23 protein-coding genes are annotated in these 24,721 nt (G+C 72.2%); 6 read left to right on the top strand and 17 right to left on the bottom strand.

Annotated features, from left to right (window positions below):
• From H9652_RS14375 to H9652_RS14340, 8 genes are all read right to left on the bottom strand, one after another.
• On the bottom strand, positions 1–319 hold a 319-nt coding region (locus H9652_RS14375; protein ID WP_191796854.1), incomplete at its 3' end, for a (d)CMP kinase.
• Positions 316–678 carry a chorismate mutase gene (gene aroH / locus H9652_RS14370; protein ID WP_191796853.1) on the bottom strand — a complete coding sequence of 121 codons (363 nt, stop codon included), beginning with the start codon at positions 676–678 and terminating at the stop codon, positions 316–318. The genes aroH and H9652_RS14375, both read right to left, overlap by 4 nt.
• A gap of 87 nt (positions 679–765) precedes the next feature.
• A complete protein-coding gene (locus H9652_RS14365) occupies positions 766–1,728 on the bottom strand; it encodes a pseudouridine synthase (protein WP_191796852.1) in 963 nt (320 codons plus the stop codon).
• On the bottom strand, positions 1,725–2,492 hold the full coding sequence (scpB, locus tag H9652_RS14360) for an SMC-Scp complex subunit ScpB (protein ID WP_191796851.1): 768 nt from the start codon (positions 2,490–2,492) through the stop codon (positions 1,725–1,727). Before scpB ends, H9652_RS14365 begins: the two co-directional genes overlap by 4 nt.
• Positions 2,493–2,503: 11 nt before the next feature.
• Positions 2,504–3,703, bottom strand: coding sequence for a segregation and condensation protein A (locus H9652_RS14355; RefSeq protein ID WP_191796850.1), 1,200 nt, complete (start codon positions 3,701–3,703; stop codon positions 2,504–2,506).
• The gene (locus H9652_RS14350) at positions 3,687–4,523 is read right to left on the bottom strand and encodes a ParA family protein (protein ID WP_246857926.1); all 837 of its coding nucleotides are present in this window, start codon (positions 4,521–4,523) and stop codon (positions 3,687–3,689) included. Before H9652_RS14350 ends, H9652_RS14355 begins: the two co-directional genes overlap by 17 nt.
• 200 nt (positions 4,524–4,723) lie before the next feature.
• Positions 4,724–5,749 carry a site-specific tyrosine recombinase XerD gene (gene xerD / locus H9652_RS14345; RefSeq protein ID WP_191796849.1) on the bottom strand — a complete coding sequence of 342 codons (1,026 nt, stop codon included), beginning with the start codon at positions 5,747–5,749 and terminating at the stop codon, positions 4,724–4,726.
• A gap of 51 nt (positions 5,750–5,800) precedes the next feature.
• The gene (locus H9652_RS14340) at positions 5,801–6,799 is read right to left on the bottom strand and encodes a heme o synthase (protein ID WP_318244185.1); all 999 of its coding nucleotides are present in this window, start codon (positions 6,797–6,799) and stop codon (positions 5,801–5,803) included.
• A 414-nt stretch (positions 6,800–7,213) separates the two neighbouring features.
• On the opposite strand from H9652_RS14340, the gene tkt reads away from it, so the two are divergent.
• The 5 genes from tkt (at position 7,214) to pgl (ending at position 14,066) form a co-directional block, all read left to right on the top strand.
• A complete protein-coding gene (gene tkt / locus H9652_RS14335; RefSeq protein ID WP_191796848.1) occupies positions 7,214–9,376 on the top strand; it encodes a transketolase in 2,163 nt (720 codons plus the stop codon).
• 90 nt (positions 9,377–9,466) lie between these two features.
• Complete coding sequence (tal, locus tag H9652_RS14330) at positions 9,467–10,606, top strand: transaldolase (RefSeq protein ID WP_318244184.1); 1,140 nt, start codon at positions 9,467–9,469, stop codon at positions 10,604–10,606.
• 148 nt (positions 10,607–10,754) lie between these two features.
• On the top strand, positions 10,755–12,296 hold the full coding sequence (gene zwf, locus H9652_RS14325) for a glucose-6-phosphate dehydrogenase (RefSeq protein WP_191796847.1): 1,542 nt from the start codon (positions 10,755–10,757) through the stop codon (positions 12,294–12,296).
• Between the two features lie 67 nt (positions 12,297–12,363).
• Positions 12,364–13,281, top strand: coding sequence for a glucose-6-phosphate dehydrogenase assembly protein OpcA (gene opcA / locus H9652_RS14320; RefSeq protein WP_191796846.1), 918 nt, complete (start codon positions 12,364–12,366; stop codon positions 13,279–13,281).
• The gene (pgl, locus tag H9652_RS14315) at positions 13,278–14,066 is read left to right on the top strand and encodes a 6-phosphogluconolactonase (RefSeq protein WP_191796845.1); all 789 of its coding nucleotides are present in this window, start codon (positions 13,278–13,280) and stop codon (positions 14,064–14,066) included. Before opcA ends, pgl begins: the two co-directional genes overlap by 4 nt.
• 152 nt (positions 14,067–14,218) lie before the next feature.
• On the opposite strand, the gene H9652_RS14310 is transcribed toward pgl, so the two are convergent.
• The 9 genes from H9652_RS14310 to uvrC all read right to left on the bottom strand — a co-directional run bounded on the left by H9652_RS14310 (position 14,219) and on the right by uvrC (position 24,089).
• On the bottom strand, positions 14,219–14,566 hold the full coding sequence (locus tag H9652_RS14310; RefSeq protein WP_036572236.1) for an RNA polymerase-binding protein RbpA: 348 nt from the start codon (positions 14,564–14,566) through the stop codon (positions 14,219–14,221).
• A 77-nt stretch (positions 14,567–14,643) separates the two neighbouring features.
• Positions 14,644–14,886 carry a preprotein translocase subunit SecG gene (secG, locus tag H9652_RS14305; RefSeq protein ID WP_056651589.1) on the bottom strand — a complete coding sequence of 81 codons (243 nt, stop codon included), beginning with the start codon at positions 14,884–14,886 and terminating at the stop codon, positions 14,644–14,646.
• Between the two features lie 262 nt (positions 14,887–15,148).
• Positions 15,149–15,943, bottom strand: a complete 795-nt coding sequence (gene tpiA, locus H9652_RS14300) for a triose-phosphate isomerase (RefSeq protein WP_191796844.1) — start codon at positions 15,941–15,943, stop codon at positions 15,149–15,151.
• 43 nt (positions 15,944–15,986) lie between these two features.
• The gene (locus H9652_RS14295; RefSeq protein ID WP_191796843.1) at positions 15,987–17,186 is read right to left on the bottom strand and encodes a phosphoglycerate kinase; all 1,200 of its coding nucleotides are present in this window, start codon (positions 17,184–17,186) and stop codon (positions 15,987–15,989) included.
• 132 nt (positions 17,187–17,318) lie between these two features.
• Positions 17,319–18,323, bottom strand: coding sequence for a type I glyceraldehyde-3-phosphate dehydrogenase (gap, locus tag H9652_RS14290; protein WP_030152463.1), 1,005 nt, complete (start codon positions 18,321–18,323; stop codon positions 17,319–17,321).
• A gap of 424 nt (positions 18,324–18,747) precedes the next feature.
• Positions 18,748–19,728: a DNA-binding protein WhiA gene (gene whiA, locus H9652_RS14285; protein ID WP_030152462.1), complete on the bottom strand. Its 981-nt coding sequence runs from the start codon at positions 19,726–19,728 to the stop codon at positions 18,748–18,750.
• A 195-nt stretch (positions 19,729–19,923) separates the two neighbouring features.
• A complete protein-coding gene (locus H9652_RS14280; protein ID WP_318244183.1) occupies positions 19,924–20,886 on the bottom strand; it encodes a gluconeogenesis factor YvcK family protein in 963 nt (320 codons plus the stop codon).
• A 2-nt stretch (positions 20,887–20,888) separates the two neighbouring features.
• On the bottom strand, positions 20,889–21,827 hold the full coding sequence (gene rapZ / locus H9652_RS14275; protein ID WP_191796842.1) for an RNase adapter RapZ: 939 nt from the start codon (positions 21,825–21,827) through the stop codon (positions 20,889–20,891).
• 147 nt (positions 21,828–21,974) lie between these two features.
• Complete coding sequence (uvrC, locus tag H9652_RS14270) at positions 21,975–24,089, bottom strand: excinuclease ABC subunit UvrC (RefSeq protein ID WP_191796841.1); 2,115 nt, start codon at positions 24,087–24,089, stop codon at positions 21,975–21,977.
• Positions 24,090–24,192: 103 nt separating this feature from the next.
• Here uvrC and H9652_RS14265 point away from each other — a divergent pair, with 103 nt between their 5' ends.
• Positions 24,193–24,678, top strand: coding sequence for an OsmC family protein (locus tag H9652_RS14265; protein WP_191796840.1), 486 nt, complete (start codon positions 24,193–24,195; stop codon positions 24,676–24,678).
• Positions 24,679–24,721: the final 43 nt, after the last annotated feature.

The raw sequence follows: 24,721 nt of genomic DNA, 5'->3' as shown, positions 1-24,721 counted from the left end.
CGGCCGTGGAGATCTCGGTGGTCCGGATCGCCTCGCCGACGTCGGTGCCGTCGACGTGCACGGTCGGCGCGGCCGGGTCGATGCCCATGACGAGCGGCATGACGTCGACGGCCGCGGCGACCGCGGCCTGGTCGGCGAGGTCGACGCCCTCCTCGAGGCACCACCAGGTCGCGGCGCGGTACATCGCGCCCGTGTCCAGGTAGGCGGTTCCGAGGCGCTGCGCGACGGCCCGCGACACGCTCGACTTGCCGGACCCGGAGGGCCCGTCGATCGCGACGACCAGCCCGCGCCCCTCGGCACGGGTACCGTCCGCGCTCACTGGGCCAGGTCCTTGCGCAGCGACGTCGCTCCGTGCAGGTACACGTGCTGGACGTCGGCCCGCGGCACGTCGATCTCGACGTGCGCCATGAGCCGCACCACGCGGGGCAGCGCCCCGGGCACGCCGATCTCGACCGCGCACATGAGGGGCACGTCGCCGAGCCCCATCTCGCGGGCCGCGGCGGCCGGGAAGTCCGCGACGAGGTCGGGCGTGCAGGTGAAGAAGATCGAGATGAGCGACGCGGTGTCGATCTCGTTGGCGTCGAGGACGGCCTGGACGAGCTCGCGCGTGCGGTCGAAGAGGTGCTCGCGCTCGTCGACGTCGAGCTGCGTGGCGCCCCGGATGGCCCGGACGGGCATGGGTACTCCTTCGTACGGGAGGGTCGGGTCGAGCGTAGCGCCGCCCCGGGAGCGCGTGAAGACGCGCCTCCCGGGGCGGGAGGGCTGCTAGAGCCCGACCTCGCTCATGAGCGTGCCGAGCTCGGTGCGGCCCAGGACGCGGGTCGCGCCGGGGCGCAGGTTGCCCAGGTGGATCGACCCGATGCGGGTGCGCACGAGCCGGGTCACGGGGTGGCCGAGCTCCTCGAACATGCGGCGCACGATGCGGTGGCGGCCCTCGTGGAGCACGACCTCGACCATGCTGGCCTGCGGGGTCGTGTCGACCACGCGGTAGCGGTCGACCTTGGCCGGGCCGTCCTCGAGCTCGATGCCGTGGAGCAGCTTGTTCGCGACGTTGCCCGCGACGCGGCCCTCGACCGACACGAGGTAGGTCTTGGAGACCTCGTACTTGGGGTGCGAGAGCCGGTTGGCGAGCTCGCCGTCGTTCGTCAGGAGCAGGAGGCCCTCGCTGTCGGCGTCGAGGCGCCCGACGTGGAAGAGGCGCTCGGGGCGCGTCGCGACGAACTGCGTGAGCGCGGGGCGGCCCTCGGGGTCGTGCATCGTGGAGACGACGCCGAGCGGCTTGTTGAGCGCGATCGTCACGAGCGACTGGTCGAGCTGGACCCGCATGCCGTCGACGTGGATCACGGCCGTCTCGGGGTCGACGCGCACGCCGAGCTCGCGCACCACGACGCCGTCGACCTCGACGCGGCCCGCGGCGATGAGGTCCTCGCACGCACGGCGCGAGCCCAGGCCTGCGGTCGCGAGGACCTTCTGGAGGCGCACGCCGTCGGCGACGTGCACGTCGCGCTGCGGGCCCTTGGGGGCGGCGGGGCGACGCGGCGGCTTGCTCTTGCCCGCCTGCGGGTCGCCCGCCCACCCGCGACCCGCGCCCGAGCGGGGGGCCGAGGAGCGCTGACCTGCCGGCCGGCCACCGCCTGCGTGGCCACTGCCCGGTCGACCGGTGCCCGAGGAGTTCTCGGACCGCTGTCCTCGGGCGGCCGGTCGGCCACCCTCGCGTGCGCTGCTCATGATGTTCCTTCGTCGTTCGTGCTGGGTCGAGCGTCTGTGGGCAGGGCCGGCGACCGCGGCTGTGCGCGGTCGCTCCCACCCCCGGACGCTCCGAGTGTGCTGTCGGCGGCGTCGAAGATCGAGTCGACGTCCGGCAGGTGCGGCGCGAGGGCGGGGAGCTCGTCGAGCGACGAGAAGCCCATGCGCTCCAAGAAGTATCCCGTGGTTCCGTACAGGACCGCACCCGTCGAGGGATCCTGGCCGACCTCCGCGACGAGCCCGCGGGTCGTCAGCGTCCGTACGACGCCGTCCACGTTCACGCCGCGCACGGCCGAGATCTGGCCGCGCGTGACCGGTTGACGGTACGCGACGACCGCGAGGGTCTCCAAAGCGGCCTGCGTCAGGCGCGCGCTCTGGCCCTCCAGGAGGAAGCGCCCGACGACGTCCGCGAACACCGGCGCCGAGTACACGCGCCACCCGCCGCCCGCCTGGCGCAGCTCGAAACCGCGGGGGCGCCCGCCCAGCTCGCCGCGGTACTCGGCCGACAGCTCACCCAGCAGGTCTTCGACCTCGCGCTGGGGCAGGCCGAGCGCGGTCGCGAGCTGGATCGCGGGGATGGGCTCGTCGGCGACCATGAGGACCGCCTCGAGCGCGGCGAGCGCCCCGCCGGGAAGGTGCTCGGCGCTGAACGTGGGCAGGGCGTCGTCCTCGGTCGCCCGACCCCCAGCGGCCTGCGCGTCGGCGGTGCACGCGGGGTCGGCGCCGTCCACCGTGTCCTGGGTCATGCTCTCCTCGTTCATGGGTCCGTCCGTGTCGTGGGGTGCGCGTCCGCCGCCGGGGCGACGGTGCCGGTGACGCCAGTGCTGTCGGCCTCGTCGCCCACCACCGCGTCGGGGGCGGCACCTGGGTCCTCGGCGTCGTCAGCTGCGTCCTCGGCGTCGAACTCCCCGCCCACGGCGGCGAGCGCACCGCCGTCCTCGCCCTCCGCGCCGTCGCTGCCCGTCCAGCGGACCGTGAGCTCGCCGAGCGCCTCGACCTGCTCGAACGCGACGAGCCCCTCGCGGAACAGCTCGAGCAGCGCGAGGAAGCGCGCGACGACGACGAGCGTCTCGCCCGCGTCCGCGACGAGCACGCGGAACGAGGCCGCGCCCTCGCGCCGCAGCAGCCCGACGACGATGCCCGCCTGCTCGCGCACGCTCACCGCGGGTGCGTGCAGGTGGGTCAGGGACACCCCGGGCGGTGGCGCCTTGGGTTCCATGGCCTTGGCCGCGAGCGCCGCGAGCTGGTCGGGGCCGAGCTTCCACACGAGCTCGGGCAGCAGGGCCGCGAGGTGCGGCTCGAGCTGGACGATGCGGGGGAAGCGGCGCCCCTCGGTCGCGAGCCGGTCCGCGATGACCGCGGAGACCTGCTTGTAGGCGCGGTACTGCAGGAGCCGGGCGAACAGGAGGTCGCGGGCCTCGAGGAGCTCGAGGTCCTCGGCGCTCTCGACGTCGCCCGTGGGCAGCAGTCGGGCGGCCTTGAGGTCGAGCAGGGTCGCGGCCACGAGCAGGAACTCGCTCGCGGTGCCCAGGTCCCAGCCGGGGTGCCCGCCCCGCCCCGGGCGAGGGCGACGGGACCTGGCGACGGGCGCGCCGCCGTCGGGCGCCGGGTCCCCGGGCGGGACCGGACCCGCCTCCGCGCGTGCGGCCTCCTCGGCCTCGCGCGCGAGGCGTTCGGCCGTGCGGATGTACGCGATGAACTCGTCGGTGACCTGCGCGAGAGCGATCTCGGTGATGTCGAGCTTGTGCTTCGCGATGAGCGAGAGCAGGAGGTCGAACGGGCCCGAGAAGTTCTCGAGGTGCACCTCGAACGCGGGGTTGCCGTTCCGGTCGGTCGCGGGGGCCGCTGGAGGTGTCGCCGTGGCGTCCTGCGCGTCGGTCGACGGTGGGGCGGGCTGCAGGTCCTGCGGGTCGGCGGCCCGGGTGGCCACCGGTGCGGTGTCAGGCAGCGTCGCCACGGGCGACCAGCTCGCGGGCGAGCTGACGGTAGGCGACCGCACCCGGGTGGGACGGCGCGTAGACCGTGATGGGCTCGGCCGCGACCGACGCGTCGGGGAACTTCACGGTCCGCCCGATCACGGTGTGCAGGAGCTTGTCGCCGAAGGCCTCGTGCACGCGGGCCACGACCTCGCGCGAGTGCAGGGTGCGCGAGTCGAACATGGTCGCGAGGATCCCGTCGACCTCGAGGCGCGGGTTGAGGCGGTCGCGGACCTTCTCGATGGTCTCGACGAGCAGCGCGACACCGCGCAGCGCGAAGAACTCGCACTCGAGCGGGATGAGGACCCCGTGCGCCGCGGTGAGCGCGTTGACGGTCAGCAGGCCCAGGGAGGGCTGGCAGTCGACGAGGATCACGTCGTACTCGTCCTGCACGGGGCGCAGGACCCTGGCGAGGACCGACTCGCGCGCGACCTCGCCCACGAGCTGGACCTCGGCCGCGGACAGGTCGATGTTCGCGGGCAGCACGTCGAGCCCGTCGACGGCCGTGGGGACGATGACCTCACGGATGTCCGCACCGCGCTCCATGAGCAGGTTGTAGACCGTGCGGTCGAGCTCGTGCGGGTTGACGCCGAGGCCCACCGACGCGGCCCCCTGCGGGTCGAAGTCGACGAGCAGGACCTTGCGCCCGTACTCGGCCAGCGTCGCACCCAGGTTGATGGTCGTGGTCGTCTTGCCGACCCCGCCCTTCTGGTTGCACATCGCGATGATGCGCCCCGGCCCGTGCGTGGCGAGCTGCGCCGGCACGGGGAAGTCGGGGATCTCGCGGCCGACCGGATCGATCCGGGGGGCGTTGTCGGGTGCGACGGACGCACCACCGTCGGCGGCGCCCGCGGCCGTGGCGACGCGTGCGTCGTACGGTCCGGCGGCGTCCTGGATCTCGCTCGGGGCCTGGCTGCTCACGTCCGCCACGGTACCCCAGGGGCTCGCGCGGGACGCGTGCACGCGCCGGAGTGGCGCGAACCCGCGCGACGCGCCGAGGGTCAGCCCAGCGCCCTCGGGTGGGCCGACGCGTAGACCTCGCGCAGCGTCTCGCGCGTCACGAGCGTGTAGATCTGCGTCGTGGTGACCGACGCGTGCCCCAGGAGCTCCTGGACGACACGCACGTCGGCGCCGCCCGCCAGCAGGTGCGTCGCGAACGAGTGGCGCAGCGTGTGGGGCGAGATCCGTTCGGGGTGGTCGAGGCCCGCGCGCTCGGCCGCGGTGCGCAGGACCGCCCACGCGCTCTGGCGGCTCAGGCGCGCGCCGCGCGTGTTGAGGAACACCGCGGGCGTCCCGCGTCCCGTCGCGGACAGCGCCGGGCGCCCCCGCACGAGGTACGCGTCGAGGGCGCGCACCGCGAACGACCCCACGGGCACGACGCGCTCCTTGGCGCCCTTGCCGAACAGCCGCACGGCCCCCGAGCCCAGGTCCAGGTCGTCGACGTCGAGGCTCACGGCCTCCGAGATGCGGGCACCCGTGGAGTAGACGAGCTCGAGCAGCGCACGGTCCCGCAGCGGTCCCGGCCCCTCCCCTGCACCGGCGGCCTCGAGGATGGCCTCGACCTCCTCGGTCGAGATGGCCTTGGGGAGCCGCTTGCCCTGCGCGGGCGGGCGCACCTCGGCCGACGGGTCGGAGTCGGTGTGCCCCTCAAGCGCGCAGAAGCGGTGCCAGCCTCGCACCGCGGCCACCGACCGGGCCGTCGACGACGGCGAGAGGAGAGCGGCGCCGTCGGACCCCGTGCGGACCGTGGTGACGTACTCCGCGACGTCGGCCGGTGTCACGTCGGCGGGCTCCGCGCGGCCCCGGGCCGCGAGGTAGGCGGCGTACCGGGCGAGGTCGCGCCGGTAGGCCGCGACCGTGTTCTGGGACAGCCCGCGCTCGACCGTCAGGTGCGCGAGGTACTCGCGCACGGCGCGGTCGAGCGCCACGGGCAGGGGCGCGGGCCCTTGGCTCTCCGGGGCCGCGGTCCCGTCCACGCCGTCAGGCCCGACGGCGAGCGCGGGCTTCCCCGCGGCGGCGCGCGTCATCGCGCACCGGCTGCTCGTCGCACGATCATCCCGTGGGTCCCGGGCCGGCCGTCAGAAGGGGAGGAACACGTCGACCGCGACCGCGACGAACAGGAGGGTCAGGTACGTGATCGAGGCGTGGAAGACCTTCATGGCCCCGAGCTTGCCCTTGGTCGGGTCGTTGGCCCGGCGCAGCATCATGACGCACAGCGCCAGGAACCAGGCACCGAGGCCGATCGCGACCACGCCGTAGACCCAGGTCATGGGCGCGAGCCACCACAGGGCGAGCGACGAGGCGATCATCGCGACCGTGTAGCCGATCATCTCGCGGGCGACCTTGCGGTTGTCGGCGACGACGGGGAGCATCGGGACGCCCGCGTTCGCGTAGTCCTTCTTGAACTTGATCGACAACGGCCAGTAGTGCGGCGGCGTCCAGAAGAAGATCACGAGGAACAGCGCGACCGCGGACCAGCTGAGCGAGCCCGTGACCGCGGACCAGCCGATGAAGACCGGCATGCAGCCAGCGATGCCGCCCCACACGATGTTCTGCGGCGTGCGGCGCTTGAGGATCATCGTGTAGCCCACGACGTAGATCGCGATGGCTGCGAACGTGAGCCAGGCAGAGGGCGCGTTGACGAGCAGCGCGAACCACAGGAGCGCGACCACGCCCAGCGCCGTCGCGAAGACCAGCGCGGCGCGCGGCGAGATCTCGCCCGTGACGAGCGGACGCCGCTTGGTGCGGTTCATGAGCTCGTCGATGTCGCGGTCGATGTAGCAGTTGAAGACGTTCGCCGACGCCGCGGCGAGCGTGCCCCCGACGAGCGTCTTGACGACGAGCCAGAAGTCCGGGAAACCGCCCTGGGCGAGGATCATGGTGGGCAGCGTCGTCACGAGCAGGAGCTCGATGATGCGAGGCTTCGTCAGGGCGATGTACGCGCCGATCGTGCTGCGGATCCCCGCGACGGCGCTGCCGTCCGCGGCGACCCGGGGCTGTCCGGCGACCTGCGCGGTCGCGGCAGCACGAGACGGAAGACCCGTCTCGTCGATCGGTGCCTGGCTCGTGGTGTGCACGCGCTTCGGGGTTCCGTTCTGGCGAGGAAAGCTGGGGGGCGTCGTCCGGCAGTCGGTGCGTGTCGGCTCCGACCCGCTGGACATCCGTCCTATGTTACGTCGACCCCTTCGCCGCCGCCGCCCTCCGGCTCGTACAAAAGTGTGAGATCCGACCGAAATCCACGTGGTGGGCGGGGCAGGGCGCCGTCCGGGGGTCCACGTATAGGCTGGGTGGAGCAACCGACGGCCTGGTGCCCCGGTGGGCACCCCGAGGGCTCCGACCCCTGGCACCCACCGTCGCGACCGGCCGGTCGCCTGCCCGGCCCCCCGCTCCGCCTGTGAGCGACCGGGTGCGTGCGACGGAATAGTTCATCGGTTGATCTTTGTTGTTCCGACGATGATCCGGGGCCAGGCTCCGGACGGGAAAGAGGTCCGGTGAACGCGTTCGTTCCTGCCAACCAGCCCCTCGAGTGGTCCCCCCTGGACGACCAGGCTGTCAAGACCGTCAAGGCTCTCGCGGCGGACGCCGTCGAGAAGGTCGGCAACGGCCACCCGGGGACCGCGATCTCCCTCGCCCCCGCCGCGTACCTGCTCTTCCAGAAGGTCATGCGCCACGACCCCGCCGACTCGCACTGGGTCGGCCGCGACCGGTTCGTGCTCTCCGCGGGCCACTCGTCGCTCACGATCTACCTCCAGCTCTTCCTCGCCGGCTACGGCCTGGAGATCGAGGACATCGAGGCGCTGCGCACGTGGGGCTCCAAGACCCCGGGGCACCCCGAGTACAAGCACACCAACGGCGTCGAGATCACCACGGGACCCCTCGGCCAGGGCCTCGCGTCCTCGGTCGGCATGGCCATGGCGGCCCGCCGCGAGCGCGGCCTGCTCGACCCGTCGACGGCCCCCGGCGAGAGCCCGTTCGACCACCACGTCTACGTCATCGCCTCGGACGGCGACCTGCAGGAGGGCGTGACCTCCGAGGCCTCCTCGATCGCGGGCCACCAGCAGCTCGGCAACCTCATCGTGATCTGGGACGACAACAAGATCTCGATCGAGGACGACACCGACATCGCGTTCACCGAGGACGTCCTCGCGCGCTACGCGGCCTACGGCTGGCACACCCAGAAGGTCGACTGGACCCAGGGCGGCACGGGCTACGCCGAGAACGTCGACGAGCTCGCCGCGGCCGTGGCCGCCGCGCAGGCCGAGACCGGCAAGCCCTCGATCATCGCGCTGCGCACGATCATCGGCTGGCCCTCGCCCACCAAGCAGAACACCGGCGGGATCCACGGCTCGGCCATGGGCGCCGACGAGATCCGCGGCCTCAAGATCGAGCTCGGCCTCGACCCCGACAAGACGTTCGACGTGCCCGCAGAGGTCCTGGCCTACACGCGTGCCGTGGGCGAGCGCGGCGCCGAGCTGCGCGAGCGCTGGGACACCGCGTTCGAGGCCTGGAAGGTCGCCAACCCCGCGGGGCACGCGCTCCTGCAGCGCCTCGAGGCCCGCGAGCTGCCGGCCGGCTGGACCGAGTCCCTGCCGACCTTCGAGGCCGGCAAGGACGTCGCGACGCGCGCCGCCTCGGGCAAGGTCCTCTCGGCCCTGGCCGACACGCTGCCCGAGCTCTGGGGCGGCTCGGCCGACCTCGCCGGCTCGAACAACACGACCATGGACGGCGAGCCCTCGTTCGTGCCCGCCGAGCACGCGACCAAGAAGTTCCCCGGTCACGAGTACGGCCGCACGCTGCACTTCGGCATCCGTGAGCACGCCATGGGCTCGATCCTCAACGGCATCGTCCTGCACGGCGGGACCCGCGCCTACGGTGGGACGTTCCTCACGTTCTCCGACTACATGCGTCCCGCGGTCCGCCTCGCGGCCCTCATGGAGATCCCGTCGACGTTCGTCTGGACGCACGACTCGATCGGCCTGGGTGAGGACGGCCCCACGCACCAGCCCATCGAGCACTTCGCCGCGCTGCGCGCCATCCCCGGCCTCGACGTCGTCCGCCCCGCGGACGCCAACGAGACCGCGTGGGCCTGGCGCACGATCCTCGAGCACACCGACCGCCCGGCCGGCCTCATCCTGACCCGCCAGAACGTCCCGACGTTCCCCCGCGGCACGGACGGCTTCGCCGACGCCTCGGGCACCGCGAAGGGCGGCTACGTGCTGCTCGACACCGAGGGCACGCCCGACGTGATCCTCATCGGCACGGGCTCCGAGGTCCAGCTCGCGGTCGAGGCGCGCGAGCAGCTCGCGGCCGAGGGCATCGCGGCGCGCGTCGTCTCGCTGCCGAGCCGCGAGTGGTTCGACGCGCAAGGCCCCGAGTACCGCGAGAGCGTGCTCCCGGCCGCCGTCAAGGCCCGCGTCTCGGTCGAGGCGGGCATCGCCCAGGGCTGGCGCGACCTGGTCGGCGACGCCGGCCGCTCCGTGAGCCTCGAGCACTACGGCGCGTCCGCGGACTACAAGATCCTCTACCGCGAGTTCGGGATCACGTCCGAGGCCGTCGCGGCCGCCGCGAAGGAGTCGATCGAGTCCGCTCGCACCGGCGCGGCTCCCGGCGGTGTGGCGATCCCCTCGGTCGGTGGCACTGGCGACCAGCTCTGACCATCCGTAGATTCCAGGAGGGGGCGGGTCTCGCCCGCCCCCTCCTGGGACGTCCGTGAGGACGGACGCCAGACGACGAGAGGGAGAACCGTGACCGTGCACCACAGCGCAGCACCAGCACCCGTCCGCGAGCTGTCGGAGGCAGGTGTCTCCATCTGGTTGGACGACCTCTCCCGAGAACGGCTGCGCAGCGGCGGGCTCGCCGACCTCACCACCTCCCGCGCCGTCGTCGGCGTCACGACCAACCCCACGATCTTCGCGGGCGCCCTGGCGAAGGGCGACGCCTACGACGCGCAGCTCGCCGAGCTCGCCGCCGCCGGGACCGACGTCGAGGCCGCGGTCGAGCGGATCACGACGGACGACGTGCGCGCCGCGGCCGACGTCCTGCGCCCCGTGTACGACGCGACCGACGGCGTCGACGGCCGTGTGTCGATCGAGGTCGACCCGCGCCTGGCGCGCGACGCCGACGCGACCGTCGCGACCGCCGTCCGGCTGTGGCAGACGGTCGACCGCCCCAACGTCCTCATCAAGATCCCCGCGACCGTCGAAGGGCTCGACGCGATCGAGCGCACCCTCGCGCAGGGCATCAGCGTCAACGTGACGCTCATCTTCTCCCTCGCCCGCTACCGCCAGGTCATGGCCGCCTTCCTGTCCGGCGTCGAGCAGGCGCGCGACGCCGGGCGCGACGTGACGCGCATCGCGTCGGTCGCGTCGTTCTTCGTCTCGCGCGTCGACTCGGCCGTCGACTCGGCCCTGACCGCGATCGGGACCCCCGAGGCCCACGACCTGCGCGGGCGCGCCGCGATCGCCAACGCGCGGCTCGCGTACGAGGCCTACGAGCAGGTCGTCCAGACCGACCGCTGGCGCACCCTCGAGGCCGCGGGCGCACACCCGCAGCGCCCCCTGTGGGCCTCGACGGGCGTCAAGAACCCCGACTACCGCGACACCATGTACGTCGACGAGCTCGTCGCCCCGGGCGTCGTGAACACCATGCCGCAGGCCACGCTCGACGCGTTCGCCGACCACGGCGTCGTGCTCGGGAACACCGTCGCGGGCACGTACACGGCCTCGCGCTCGGTCCTCGAGACCATCGAGTCGTTCGGCGTCTCGCTCGTCGAGGTCACCCAGCGCCTCGAGGACGAGGGCGTCGAGAAGTTCGAGGCGAGCTGGTCCGACCTGCTCGCGACCGTCGACGACGGCCTGGCCCGCGCGGCCGGCGACGCGTCGTGACCCGCGCCCTTCGCTCCCGGCCCGCGACGGTCGACACGGTCGTGGACGTCCTCCGGGCACGCCCCGACCACCGCCTAGGCTCTATCCCGGTCCGCAGGACGGACCTTTCGACCATTCCAGCCCACGCCGACGAGAACGGTGACATCAGTTGAGACCGGCAAAGATCAGCGCAGAGCACAACCCGCTGCGCGACCCGCGTGACCTTCGACTCCCCCGCATCGCCGGGCCCTGCGGCCTGGTCATCTTCGGTGTCACGGGCGACCTCGCCCGCAAGAAGCTCATGCCCGCCGTGTACGACCTCGCCAACCGCGGGCTCCTCCCGCCCGGCTTCGCGCTCACGGGCTTCGCCCGGCGCGACTGGGAGGACCAGGACTTCGCCCAGGTCGTCCACGACGCCGTCAAGCAGTACGCGCGCACGCCGTTCCGCGAGGCGACCTGGAAGCAGCTCGCCGAGGGCATCCGGTTCGTCCAGGGCGAGTTCGACGACGAGCAGGCGTTCGAGCGCCTGCGCGCCACGGTCGAGGGCCTCGACAAGGAGCGCGGCACGGGCGGCAACCACGCGTTCTACCTGTCGGTCCCCCCGAGCGCGTTCCCGCTGGTCTGCGAGCAGCTCTCGCAGTCGGGCCTCTCGCGCTCGAGCGAGGACGCCTGGCGCCGCGTGGTCATCGAGAAGCCGTTCGGTCACGACCTGCACAGCGCCCGCGAGCTCAACGACGTGGTCTCGAAGGTCTTCGACCCCGACTCGGTCTTCCGCATCGACCACTACCTGGGCAAGGAGACCGTCCAGAACATGCTGGCGCTGCGGTTCGCCAACCAGCTCTACGAGCCCATCTGGAACGCGAACTACGTCGACCACGTGCAGATCACCATGGCCGAGGACATCGGCATCGGGGGCCGCGCGGGGTACTACGACGGGATCGGCGCCGCGCGCGACGTCATCCAGAACCACCTCGTCCAGCTCCTCGCGCTCACCGCGATGGAGGAGCCCGTGTCGTTCGACGCCGAGTCGCTGCGGGCCGAGAAGCTCAAGGTGCTCTCGGCCGTGCGCCTCCCGCGCGACCTGGGACGCCACACCTCCCGCGGCCAGTACTCGGCCGGGTGGCAGGGCGGCGAGGAGGTCGTCGGGTACCTCGAGGAGGACGGCATCTCGCCCGACTCCACGACCGAGACGTTCGCCGCGATCCGCGTCGACATCGACAACCGCCGCTGGGCCGGGGTGCCGTTCTACCTGCGCACGGGCAAGCGCCTGGGCCGGCGCGTGACGGAGATCGCCGTCGTCTTCAAGTCGGCCCCGCACCTGCCGTTCGAGTCCTCCGCGACGTCCGAGCTCGGCAAGAACGCGCTCGTCATCCGGGTCCAGCCCGACGAGGGCGTCACGATCCGCTTCGGCGCGAAGGTCCCCGGCACCGCCATGGAGGTCCGCGACGTCACGATGGACTTCGGCTACGGGCACGCGTTCACCGAGTCCTCCCCCGAGGCCTACGAGCGCCTCATCCTCGACGTCCTGCTGGGCGACCCACCGCTGTTCCCGAGCCACGAGGAGGTCGAGCTCTCCTGGAAGATCCTCGACCCCATCACCGCGTACTGGGAGTCCAAGGGCGCGCCGGACGCCTACCGCTCCGGGACGTGGGGCCCCGGGTCGGCCGACGAGATGATGGCCCGCGACGGTCGCACCTGGCGGCGACCGTGACCGCGGCCGCACCGATCTCCCGCCTGTCCCGGATCCCCGGCCGGACCTCGAACTGGAGCCTCACCTCATGATCATCGATCTCCCCGAGACGACGACCAATGCGGTCAACAAGCGCCTCGTGAAGCTGCGCGGCGAGGGCGGCGCCGTGGCCCTCGGCCGTGTCCTGACCCTCGTCGTCCTGGCCGAGGAGGCCGACGTCGAGGACGCGGTCGCCGCAGCCAACGGCGCCTCGCGCGAGCACCCGTGCCGTGTCGTGGTCGTCGCGCCCGCGAACAAGCGCACGGCGGCCCGGCTCGACGCCCAGATCCGCATCGGCGGCGACGCGGGCGCCAGCGAGGTCATCATCCTGCGCCCGTCGGGCCCGCTCGTCGCGCACACCGACACCCTCGTGATGCCCCTCCTGCTGCCCGACGCGCCGATCGTGGCCTGGTGGCCCCGGGAGACGCCCGACAACCCGTCGGCGGACCCGGTCGGCCAGATGGCCCACCGCCGCATCACGGACGCCGTCAACGCGGGCAAGTCGCTCCAGACGCTCCAGCGCCTGAGCAGGAGCCACCACCCGGGCGACACGGACCTCGCGTGGACCCGCGTGACGCTCTGGCGCGGCCTGATCGCGGCGGCGCTCGACCAGCCGCCGTACGAGTCCGTCACGGCCGTCGAGGTCGAGGGCGAGGAGCACCACCCTTCGGTCGACGTCCTCGCGGCCTGGCTCGCCCAGCAGCTCAAGTGCCAGGTCAAGCTGGTCCGCCGCCGCGGTGTCTCGGGCATCACGAAGGTGACCCTCGAGCGCAAGGGCGGCGCGATCGTGCTGTCCCGGCCCGACGGTCGCATCGTGACGCTGACCCAGCCGGGCCAGCCCGACCGCCGCATCTCGCTGCCGCTGCGCCAGCTCGAGGAGTGCCTGACCGAGGAGCTGCGCCGCCTCGACCCCGACGAGGTCTACGGCGAGGTCCTCACCAAGGGTCTCGCGAGGATCGGCGAATGACGGCCGAGGCAGGGGCCGCCGCTCGCGCGCACGGGGCGCGCCTCGTCGTCGTGCACCCCGACGCGGGCGTCCTCGCCGAGGCCGTCGCGGCCCGGCTGCTGACCCGCATCCTCGACATCCAGTCCGTCCGTACGCCCGTCCACGTCGTCCTCACGGGCGGCACCGTCGGGATCCGGTCGCTCGCGGCGATCGCCGCGCACCCCGTGCGCGACGCGGTCGACTGGACCGGCGTGCACCTGTGGTGGGGCGACGAGCGCTTCCTGCCGACGGGCGACCCCGAGCGCAACGAGACGCAGGCACGCGAGGCCCTCCTGGACCACCTGCCGACCCTGCCACCGCAGAACGTGCACGTGATGCCTGCGCCGGGCGACGGCGTCGGGACCCCGGAGGAGTCGGCCGCGCTCTATGCGGACGAGCTCTCGCGCTTCACGCCCGACGGCGGCGCGCACCTCGCGTTCGACGTCCTCCTGCTGGGCATGGGTCCGGACGGGCACGTCGCGTCGCTCTTCCCCGGGAACGCGGCGCTCGACGCCGACGGGGCGACGACCGGGGTGCACGACTCCCCCAAGCCGCCGCCCGAGCGCGTCTCCCTGACGTTCTCCGCGATCCAGGCGGCCCAGGAGGTCTGGGTCGTGGCCGCCGGAGCGGAGAAGGCCCCCGCGGTCGCCTCCGCACTGGCGGGCGACCCGGTGACGACGACCCCGGCGGCCGGGGCCCTGGGCACGCAGCGCACGCTGTGGCTCGTCGACGTCGCGGCGAGCCAGCACCACGCGCTGAGCCGCTGAGCCGCTGAGCCGCTGCCAGCACGACCGACGACCGCAGAAGCAGCCGACAGCACAGCGGGCTCCGTCCTTCCCGGACGGGGCCCGCTGTGCTGTCGTACCTGCCCCGGAGGGCCTTGCTGAGGGTGCGGACCGTTCACGGCCGCACGGGCGTCCTAGCGGCCGCGGCGTGCCCGGAGCGCGGCGAGCGCCTCGTCGAGGAGGGCCACGCCGTCCTCGTCGCTGCGACGCTCCTTCACGTAGGCGAGGTGCGTCTTGTACGGCTCGTTGCGCAGCGCGCTCGGCGGGTTCGCCGGGTCCTGTCCCCCGGGCAGCCCGCAGCGCGGGCAGTCCCAGGTCTCGGGCGTGACGATCTCCACCTCGGACGAGAAGCTCGGACGCGTCTCGTGTCCGTTGGCACACCAGTAGGAGACCCAGGTACGAGGGGCGACGTCGCCCCGCTCCGTCTCTCCCAGCGGGCCGGCACCGACGCGCGACCCCTTGATAGCACTACCACCAGCCACGACTTCACTCCCCTGACTTCCGACCGCCCGCGGAGCGGAACGGTTCCACACCCTGTGCCGACGGCGTCGGCGCCGGGTCAGCTGACCTTCTGGATGAGCCCCAGAAGGATGATCACGACGGTCCAGGTGATCGCGAACGTGATGGTGATGCGGTTCAGGTTGCGCTCGGCCACGCCGGAGCTGCCGGCGCTGCTCGAGATGCCGCCACCGAACATGTCGGAGAGGCCGCCGCCCTTGCCCTTGTGCATGAGCACGAGGAGGGTCAAGAAGCCGCTGGTGATGACCAGCAGGATCTGGAGGATGATGCGCAGCGCGTCCACGAGTACGTCCTTGGCTCTGGGTCCACGTCGAGAAGTCGAGAGCGGACCGCAACGGGTGTCCTGGACCGACCTGAGGCACAGGTACGGCACCGAGGACAAGGGTAGGCGACGCGGGCCCGATCCGACGAACCGTTCCGCCCGGTGGTCGATGCTGCCGGTCGGGACGCCACGCCGGACGGGCTACCGCGAGAAAAGGCCACCGCTCCCGCGGTGGCCACGCTGCCGGGCCGCGCCGTGCGGCGCGACCCGGCAGCAGGGGGACTCAGGCCCCGTGGTGCGACTGGAAGCGCGCGATCTTCGCGAACTCCTCGGGGTCGAGGCTCGCGCCACCGACCAGAGCACCATCGACGTCCTGCTCCTTCATGAGCTCGGCGATCGACGAGGACTTGACCGAACCGCCGTAGAGCACGCGGACGGCGTCGGCCACCTCGGCCGAGTACAGCTCGGCGAGACGGGCACGGATCGCGCCCGCGACCTCCTGCGCGTCCTGCGGCGTGGCGACCTCGCCGGTGCCGATGGCCCAGACGGGCTCGTACGCGATGACGACCTTGGCGGCGTCCTCCGCGGACAGGCCCTTGAGGGCGCCGTCGACCTGCGCGAGCGTGTACGAGACCTGCTCGCCGGCCTTGCGGATGTCGAGCGCCTCGCCGACGCAGATGATCGGGACCAGGCCCTGCGCGAGGGCGGCCTTCGACTTGGCGTTGACGAGCGCGTCGTCCTCACCGTGGTACTGGCGACGCTCCGAGTGGCCGATCGCGACGTAGGTCACGCCCAGCTTGCTCAGGAACACGGGCGAGATCTCACCCGTGTAGGCGCCCGAGACGTGCTGCGAGACGTCCTGCGCGCCGTACGTCAGCTCGAGCTTGTCGGCGTCGACCAGCGTCTGCACGCTGCGCAGGTCCGTGAACGGGACCAGGACGGTGACCTCGACGGCCGAGAAGTCGTGCTTGGCGTCCTTGAGGGCCCAGGCGAGCTTCTGGACCGTGTGGATGGCCTCCTGGTGGTCCAGGTTCATCTTCCAGTTGCCCGCGATGAGCGGGGTACGTGCATCAGTCATGGTGTGTCTACCTTCTGTGAGCCGTGAGGCTGCGGTGGTGGGGTCAGGCCTCGAGGACTGCGAGCCCCGGGAGGGACTTGCCCTCGAGGAACTCCAGGCTCGCGCCGCCACCGGTCGAGATGTGGCTGAAGCCGGCCTCGTCGAAGCCGAGGATGCGCACGGCCGCCGCGGAGTCGCCACCGCCGACGATCGTGAACGCGCCGTTCGCGGTCGCGTCGACCAGGGCCTGCGCGACGGCACGGGTGCCGCCGGAGAACGCCTCGAACTCGAAGACGCCCGCCGGACCGTTCCAGACGACCGTCTTGGCGTCCACGATCTTGCTCGCGAAGAGCTTGGCGGACTCGGGGCCGATGTCCAGGCCGATCTTGCCGTCGGGGATGGCGTCCGCGGGCACGACCTCGTAGGGAGCGTCGGCGGCGAACGAGTCCGCGGCGAGGATGTCCGTGGGCAGGACGATCTCGACGCCGGCCTTCTCGGCGTCCGCGAGGTAGCCCTTCACGGTGTCGATCTGGTCCGTCTCGAGGAGCGAGTTGCCCACCGAGTAGCCCTTGGCGGCGAGGAACGTGAAGACCATGCCGCCACCGATGAGCAGGCGGTCCGCCTTGGTCAGCAGGTTGGCGATGACGCCGAGCTTGTCGGAGACCTTCGACCCGCCGAGCACGACGACGTAGGGGCGCGCGGGGTCCTCGGTCGCCTTCTTGAGGGAGTCGACCTCCTTGAGGACCAGCTCGCCGACCGCGGACGGCAGCACCTTGGCGATGTCGTAGACCGACGCCTGCTTGCGGTGCACCACGCCGAAGCCGTCGGACACGTACGCGTCCGCGAGCGAGGCGAGGTCCGCGGCGAGCGACTCGCGCTCCGCGTCGACCTTCGAGGTCTCGCGAGCGTCGAAGCGGATGTTCTCGAGCAGCGCCACCTCGCCGTCGCCGAGCGCGGCGACCGTGGCCTTGGCGGACTCACCGACGGTGTCGTCCGCGAGCGTCACGGGAGCGCCGAGCAGCTCGCCCAGGCGCGCCGCGACAGGAGCGAGGGAGTACTTGGCGTCGGGCTCACCCTTGGGACGCCCGAGGTGCGCGGTCACGACGACCTTCGCGCCGGCGTCGGTCAGCCGCTTGAGCGTGGGGAGCGCGGCGCGGATGCGGCCGTCGTCCGTGATGGTCGTCCCGTCGAGGGGGACGTTGAAGTCCGAGCGGACGAGCACGCGCTTGCCGCGCAGGTCGCCGAGGGAGTCGATGGTCTTCATGAGCACACTCCTGGTCTGAACAGGGTCGAAACAGGTCACGTCACACATGACTGCGTCCGCGTGCATGGGCGGCCAACCGGGCCGGCCACGCACGCGGACGCAGAATTCACCTCACGTCACGAAGGACGGAGATCAGAGACGAGCACCCACGTACTGCGTGAGCGAGACGAGCGAGCTGGAGTAGCCCCACTCGTTGTCGTACCAGGCGACGACCTTGACCAGGTCGCCGCTCACCTTGGTGAGCTTCGAGTCGAAGATCGAGGTGTGCGGGTCCGTGACGATGTCCGAGGAGACGATGTCGTCGTCGACGTACTTCAGGACGCCCTTGAGCGGGCCCTCGGCGGCAGCCTTGACCGCAGCGTTGACCTCCTCGACCGTGACGGTCTTCGAGGCGGTGAACGTGAGGTCCGTGGCCGAACCGGTGATGACGGGGACGCGCATCGCGAAGCCGTCGAGCTTGCCCTTGAGCTCGGGGAGCACGAGAGCGACGGCCTTGGCCGCACCGGTCGAGGTGGGGACGATGTTCTGCGCGGCCGCACGGGCACGACGCAGGTCCTTGTGGGGGCCGTCCTGGAGGTTCTGGTCACCCGTGTACGCGTGGATCGTGGTCATGAGACCGCGCTCGATGCCGATCGCGTCGTTGAGGGCCTTGGCCATCGGGGCGAGGCAGTTCGTGGTGCACGACGCGTTGGAGATGATGTGCTGCGTCGCGGGGTCGTACTGCTCGTGGTTCACGCCGACGACGAAGGTGCCGTCCTCGTTCTTCGCCGGGGCGGAGATGATGACCTTCTTGGCGCCGGCCTCGATGTGAGCCTTGGCCTTGGTCGCGTCGGTGAAGAAACCGGTCGACTCGATGACGATGTCGGCGCCGAGCTCGGCCCAGGGCAGGTTCGCGGGGTCGCGCTCCTCGAGGGCACGGATGGCCTTGCCGTCGACGATGATGTTGTTCTCGTCGAAGTCGACGCTCAGCGGGAAACGACCCAGGACGGTGTCGTACTTCAGCAGGTGCGCGAGCGTCTTGTTGTCCGTGAGGTCGTTGACACCCACGATCTCGATGTCCGCCCCCGACGCGATGATGGCGCGGAAGAAGTTACGTCCGATACGACCGAAGCCGTTGATACCGACGCGGATGGTCACAATGCCCTCCTCAGGGCGCGCCGGTGTTTCCGACGCACACGGTTGATGCCGAACGATCACGTACTACGGCGTACGTAGGTGGTAACGGCGAAGTACTCCCCCACTGGATGCCTTGCGGCGTGGACTCCGGGGATCTCGCAGGGCCACAGCGACAGCTGCGACTCAACAGGGTCCCGAAGACCTCAGTGAAGGAGCACGTCTTTGTCACCTGACATCCCCGATCCTATACCCAATGCTCCCCATCCCGTGACCTGGAGGCGGATCTGAGACGCCCACGGACGCACCGTGGGAATGTGACCGGGGTCCGAGACCGACGTCACACCCGGCGCGCCGACCATGACCGCGCGAGGAGCGTTCCGGCCCGCACGTGACCGTGCAGCGGCCCCGCCGCACCCGCGGACGACGCGCCCCGGGAGGCCGACCGTCAGACGTCGAGCAGGTCCGGGCTCAGGCCGGCCTCGGTGTCCGGGATCCCGAGCTCGGCCGCCCGCTTGTCGGCGGTCGACAGGAGCCTGCGGATACGGCCGGCCACGGCGTCCTTCGTCAGCGGCGGCTCGGCGAGCTGACCCAGCTCCTCGAGCGAGGCCTGCTTGTGGGCGAGCCGCAGCTCCCCCGCTTCCCGGAGGTGGTCCGGCAGGTCGGGGCCCAGGATCTCGAACGCGCGCTCGACGCGGGCCCCGGCAGCCACCGCGGCACGGGCCGACCGGCGCAGGTTCGCGTCGTCGAAGTTCGCGAGCCGGTTGGCCGTCCCGCGCACCTCGCGGCGCTGGCGCCGCTCCTCCCAGACGACCACGGTCTCGTGGGCCCCGAGACGGGTCAGCATCGCGCTGATCGCCTCGCCGTCCCGGATCACGACCCGGTCCACCCCACGGACCTCGCGCGCCTTCGCGGCGATCCCCAGTCGCCGCGCGGCGCCGACGAGCGCGAGCGCCGCCTCGGGCCCGGGACACGTCACCTCGAGGGCCGACGAGCGTCCGGGCTCGGTCAGCGAGCCGTGCGCCAGGAAGGCGCCGCGCCACGCTGCCTCGGCCTCCCCGACCCCGGCGGAGACGACCTGCGGCGGCAGCCCACGGACCGGGCGGCCACGGTTGTCGAGCAGACCCGTCTGCCGGGCGAGCGACTCGCCGTCCTTGACGACCCGCACGACGTACCGGCTGCTGCGGCGCAGCCCTCCGGCCGAGACCACGATCAGCTCGCTCGTGTGGCCGTACACGTCGCTGATCGTCTGCCGGAGCCGACGGGCGGCGATCGCCGTGTCCAGCTCCGCCTCGATCACGATACGCCCCGAGATGATGTGCAACCCTCCCGAGAACCGCAGCATGGCAGAGACCTCCGCCTTGCGGCAGGAGGTCTTGTCCACCTTGAGTCGCGCGAGCTCGTCCTTCACCTGTGCCGTCAACGCCATGCCGACATCCTCCCATCAACGAGCAACGATCGTGACCGCCTTCTGCCAGGAGACGCGCCGCGGCACGGCGCCACGGCGACCGCGCGACCAACCCCTCGAGCTCCTGCATAGAGCGCTGGGGGCCCTGTCGTCGACCGGTGCCGGACGGTCGCCGACAGCGGCCTGCTCGCACGGGTTCGTCGTGGCCGGTACACCTCAGCCCGACGCGGTACCCACGTCTCCCAGGGCCCCGTCGAAGACGTCGCGCAGAGCGGCTGCGAGCCGCAGCGCATCGTGCCGCGGCGTACCGTCCGACCGCCCCACCTGGCGCAGCAGCAGCCGGGCGCCCGTGCGGGCCGACTCGTCCGCGAGCAGACCGACGTCGTCGACCGCGCTCGGGTCCGCGAGCACCGCGTCGATGCGGAGGCTGGGTGCGTGCTTGTGCAGGGCCTCGAGGTGGTCCGTGGCCGTCAGCCCGTAGGTCTCGCCCGAGCTGTTCGAGAGGTTGAGGACGACGCAGCGCCGCGCCGTGGTCTCGTGCAGGGCTCGCGCGAGCTCGGGGACGAGCAGGTGCGGCATGACCGAGGAGTACCAGGAGCCCGGTCCGAGGACCACCCAGTCGGCGCCCATGACGGCGTCCACGGCCTCGGGGCAGGCCGGCGGGTCGGGCGGCACGAGCCGCAGCTGCTCGATGCGTTCGTGGGTCACCGCGACCTGGCTCTGCCCGACGATGGTCGAGAGGCCTTCGGCCGTCCGCACGTCGACCTCGATGCCGAGAGGCACCGCGGCCATGGGCAGGACCCGCCCCCTGGCGCCCAGGAGCTTGCCGACCCAGTCGAGACCCGCGACCGGGTCGTCGAGCAGCTCCCACAGCGCGACGATCAGGAGGTTCCCGACCGCGTGCTGGTCGAGGTCGCCGCTCGAGGAGAACCGGTGCTGCAGGACCGAGCTCCACGTCCGGCCCCACTCCGAGTCGTCGCACAGGGCCGCGAGCGCCATGCGCAGGTCCCCGGGCGGGAGCACACCGAGCTCGGTGCGCAGGCGCCCGGAGGACCCGCCGTCGTCGGCGACCGTCACGACGGCCGTGATCCGGTCGGACATGAGTCGCAGCGCCGAGAGCGTCGCGGACAGGCCGTGCCCGCCGCCGAGCGCGACGACCGCCGGGTTGGCGAGGGTCACGACTACTCCTTGCCGAGGTCGCGGGCCGTCACCGTGACGCGCTGCCCCACGGCGCGCAGCCGCTGGGCGAGCACCTCGGAGATGGCGACGGACCGGTGCTTGCCGCCCGTGCAGCCCACGGCGATGGTCACGTACCGCTTCTCCTCGGCCAGGTATCCGGCCAGGACGGGCTCGAGCGCACTGACGTACCTGTCGACGAACTCGAGGGCCCCCGGGCGCGCGAGGACGTAGTCCCGCACGGCCTGGTCGCGCCCGGTGAGGTGCCTCAGCTCGGTGATCCAGTACGGGTTCGCGAGGAACCGCATGTCGACGACGTGGTCCGCGTCGAGCGGGATCCCGTACTTGAACCCGAAGGAGACCACGTTGATGCGCAGCGTGTCGGGGGTCCCCTGGGCGACGGCGGCGCGGACCTCCCGGGCGAGGTCGTGGACGTTGAGCTCGGAGGTGTCGATCACGACGTCGGCCCGCTCCTCGACGCTCGCGACCAGCCGCCTCTCCTCGGCGATCCCGTCGAGGATCCGCCCGTTGCCCTGCAGCGGGTGCGGTCGCCGGACCTGCTCGTAGCGGCGCACGAGGACCTCGTCGGACGCGTCGAGGAACAGGATCCGGTAGAAGACCCCGGCGTCGCGCAGGTGCTTGAGGACGTCGAGGAGGTCCGTGAAGAAGCCGCCTCCGCGCACGTCGACGACGGCCGCGATCCGCTGCACGCTCGACCCTGCCCGGGTCATCATGTCGACGAGGGGAACGAGCATGCGCGGCGGCATGTTGTCGACGACGTACCAGTCCAGGTCCTCGAGCACCGCGGCCGCCCGCGAGCGCCCGGCGCCCGACATCCCGGTGATCACCAGGACCTCGGCGTCGGACCGCTCGGGGGCGTGCGTGGTCGCCTCGATCGCGGGGATGCCCTGCGGGACGGTCGTCGGGGAGGGTTCAGTACTCATGTCACCAGCATGCCAGCCGGTCGCGGAGCGCCGGGCCGGGCGACCCTTGCGCGCGTCCCGGGCGTGTCCGGCCCCAGACCCCCTGCCCGACGACGCCGCGCACCTCGGGCGGAGCGGTCCACACGGGCGGACGCACGCCCTGAGCCGTCACGCCGGCGCCCCCTCCTCGGACGCGCCGGTCAGGGGTGCGGCGTCCTCGGGCGAACCGGTCGGGGCGTCGTCGGGCGCCGCGCCACGGGCGGGTGGCGGCGTCGCGGGCCCGAGTGCCGCCACGACCGCTGCCGCGGTCGCAGCTCCCATGCCGGGGACGGTCGCGATCTCTTCCGCAGACGCCGCACGCAACCGCTTGAGCGAGCCGAAATGGGTGAGGAGCGCCTTCTTGCGCGCGGGCCCGAGACCCGGGACGTCGTCCAGCACCGACACGGTCATGGCCTTGCCGCGCTTCTTGCGGTGATAGGAGATCGCGAACCGGTGGGCCTCGTCCCGGACCCGCTGCAGCAGGTACAGCCCCTCGGAGCTCCGCTGCAGGATCACGGGGTAGTCCTCCCCCGGCAGCCAGACCTCCTCCAACCGCTTCGCGAGCCCGCAGAGCGCGACGTCGTCGATCCCGAGCTCAGCGAGCGCCCGGGCCGCCGCGGCGACCTGGGGCGGCCCGCCGTCGACCACGACGAGGTTGGGCGGGTAGGCGAAGCGGGCGGCGCGACCCGCAGGGGCGTCCGCGCCCACCTCGCCCGAGCGCGGGACGTAGCCCGCGGCGACGGCGTCCGCGTCGCTCGCGGTGTCGTCGTCGGCCCCCAGGTCCATCTCGACGTCCGTGGCCTGGGAGCGGTCCGCGAGGTAGCGCTTGAAACGACGCGTGATGACCTCGTGCATGGCCGCGGTGTCGTCCCGCGCGCCCAGTCCCTCGGGGCCGCGGATCGCGAAGTGGCGGTACTCGCTCTTGCGCGCGAGCCCGTCCTCGAAGACGACCATGGACGCGACCTGGTGCGTGCCCTGCGTGGTGGACACGTCGTAGCACTCGATGCGAAGCGGCGCGGTGTCGAGGCCCAGCGCCTCCTGGATCTCGCGCAGCGCCTGGCTGCGCGTGGTCAGGTCGCCCGCGCGGCGCGTGCGGTGCAGCGCGAGGGCGTGCTCGGCGTTCTTGTGCACGGTCGCCGCGAGCTCGCGCTTGTCCCCGCGCTGGGGCACCCGCACGTCGACCTTGGCGCCCCGCAGGCCCGTGAGCCACGCGACGACCTGCTCGGTGTCGGGCGGCAGGACCGGGACGAGGACCTCCCGGGGGACGACGCTCGACGACGGGGTCGAGGAGTCGCCGAGGGCTTCGTCGACCGAGCCGTAGACCTGCTGCAGGAGGTGCTCGACGAGCTCGGCGTCGGTCACGTCCTCGACCTTCTCGACGATCCAGCCACGCTGCCCACGGATTCGGCCACCGCGCACGTGGAAGACCTGCACCGCGGCCTCGAGCTCGTCACCCGCGAGCGCGAAGATGTCCGCGTCGGTCGCGTCGCCGAGCACGACGGCGTTCTTCTCCATGGCCCGCTCGAGAGCCAGGATGTCGTCGCGCAGGCGGGCGGCCTGCTCGTACTCCATGGCCGCTGCCGCCTCCTTCATCTTCGCCTCGACCCGGCGGATGAACTTCGCGGTGTCACCCGCCATGAAGTCGCAGAAGTCCTCGGCGAGCGCATGGTGGTCCTCGGGCGTGATGCGGCCGACGCAGGGCGCCGAGCACTTGTCGATGTAGCCGAGCAGGCACGGGCGACCCGTCTGCTGGGCCCGCTTGAGGACGCCCGCCGAGCACGTGCGGACCGGGAAGACCCGCAGCAGCAGGTCGAGCGTCTCGCGGATCGCCCAGGCGTGCCCGTAGGGACCGAAGTAGCGGGTCCCCGGGCGCTTGGCGCCACGCATGACCTGCGCGCGCGGGAACTGCTCCCCCAGGGTCACCGCGAGGTACGGGTAGGACTTGTCGTCGCGGTACTTGACGTTGAACCGCGGGTCGAACTCCTTGATCCACGAGTACTCGAGCGCGAGGGCCTCGACCTCGGTACCCACGACCGTCCACTCGACCGACGCGGCCGTCGTGACCATCGTCTGGGTGCGGTAGTGGAGGTTCGACAGGTCCTGGAAGTAGCTGCCGAGGCGCGCACGCAGGTTCTTCGCCTTGCCGACGTAGATGACGCGGCCGTGCTCGTCGCGGAAGCGGTACACGCCCGGTGACGTGGGGATCTCCCCCGGTGCGGGGCGGTACGAGGACGGATCAGCCATGTCCGCCAGCCTAGGACAGCGCACCCACAGTCAGGACCCCCGTCGGCGCGCTTCACGTGACGCCCGTCACACACGAACGCCCGACCGCCGCTAGGGTGACCGCATGGGCGCCCTTCACTCCTACGCCGCGACCGTCCGCTGGACCGGCGCAGGCCAGACCGGAACCACCACCTACACCGCGTACAGCCGGGACCACGACGTCGACCTCGCCGGTCGGCCGACGCTCCCCGGCTCGGCCGATCCCGCGTTCCGCGGCGACCCGAGCCGGTACAGCCCCGAGGAGCTGTTCGTCGCGAGCCTGTCGCAGTGCCACATGCTGTGGTTCCTGCACCTCGCGTCGGCCGCGGGGGTCGTCGTGCGCGACTACACGGACGAGGTGACCGGCACCATGCGGGTCGAGTCCGCGGGGGCCGGCCAGTTCACGGACGTCACGCTGCACCCGCACGTCGTGGTCGACGACGGGCCCGGGGTCACCGAGTCCGCCGTGGCCGAGATCCACCGCCGCGCGCACGACCACTGCTTCCTGGCGCGCTCGGTGAACTTCCCCGTGCTCCTCGAACCCGCGCCGCTGCGCACGCACGCGGCCTGAGGCGCCCCGGCGCCCGGCGATCCGGGCGCCGGCAGGACCTGGC

The sequence above is a fragment of the Oerskovia rustica genome (genome assembly GCF_014836555.1).
Lineage (GTDB): Bacteria > Actinomycetota > Actinomycetes > Actinomycetales > Cellulomonadaceae > Oerskovia > Oerskovia rustica.
This window is presented reverse-complemented; position numbering and strand designations above follow the sequence as displayed.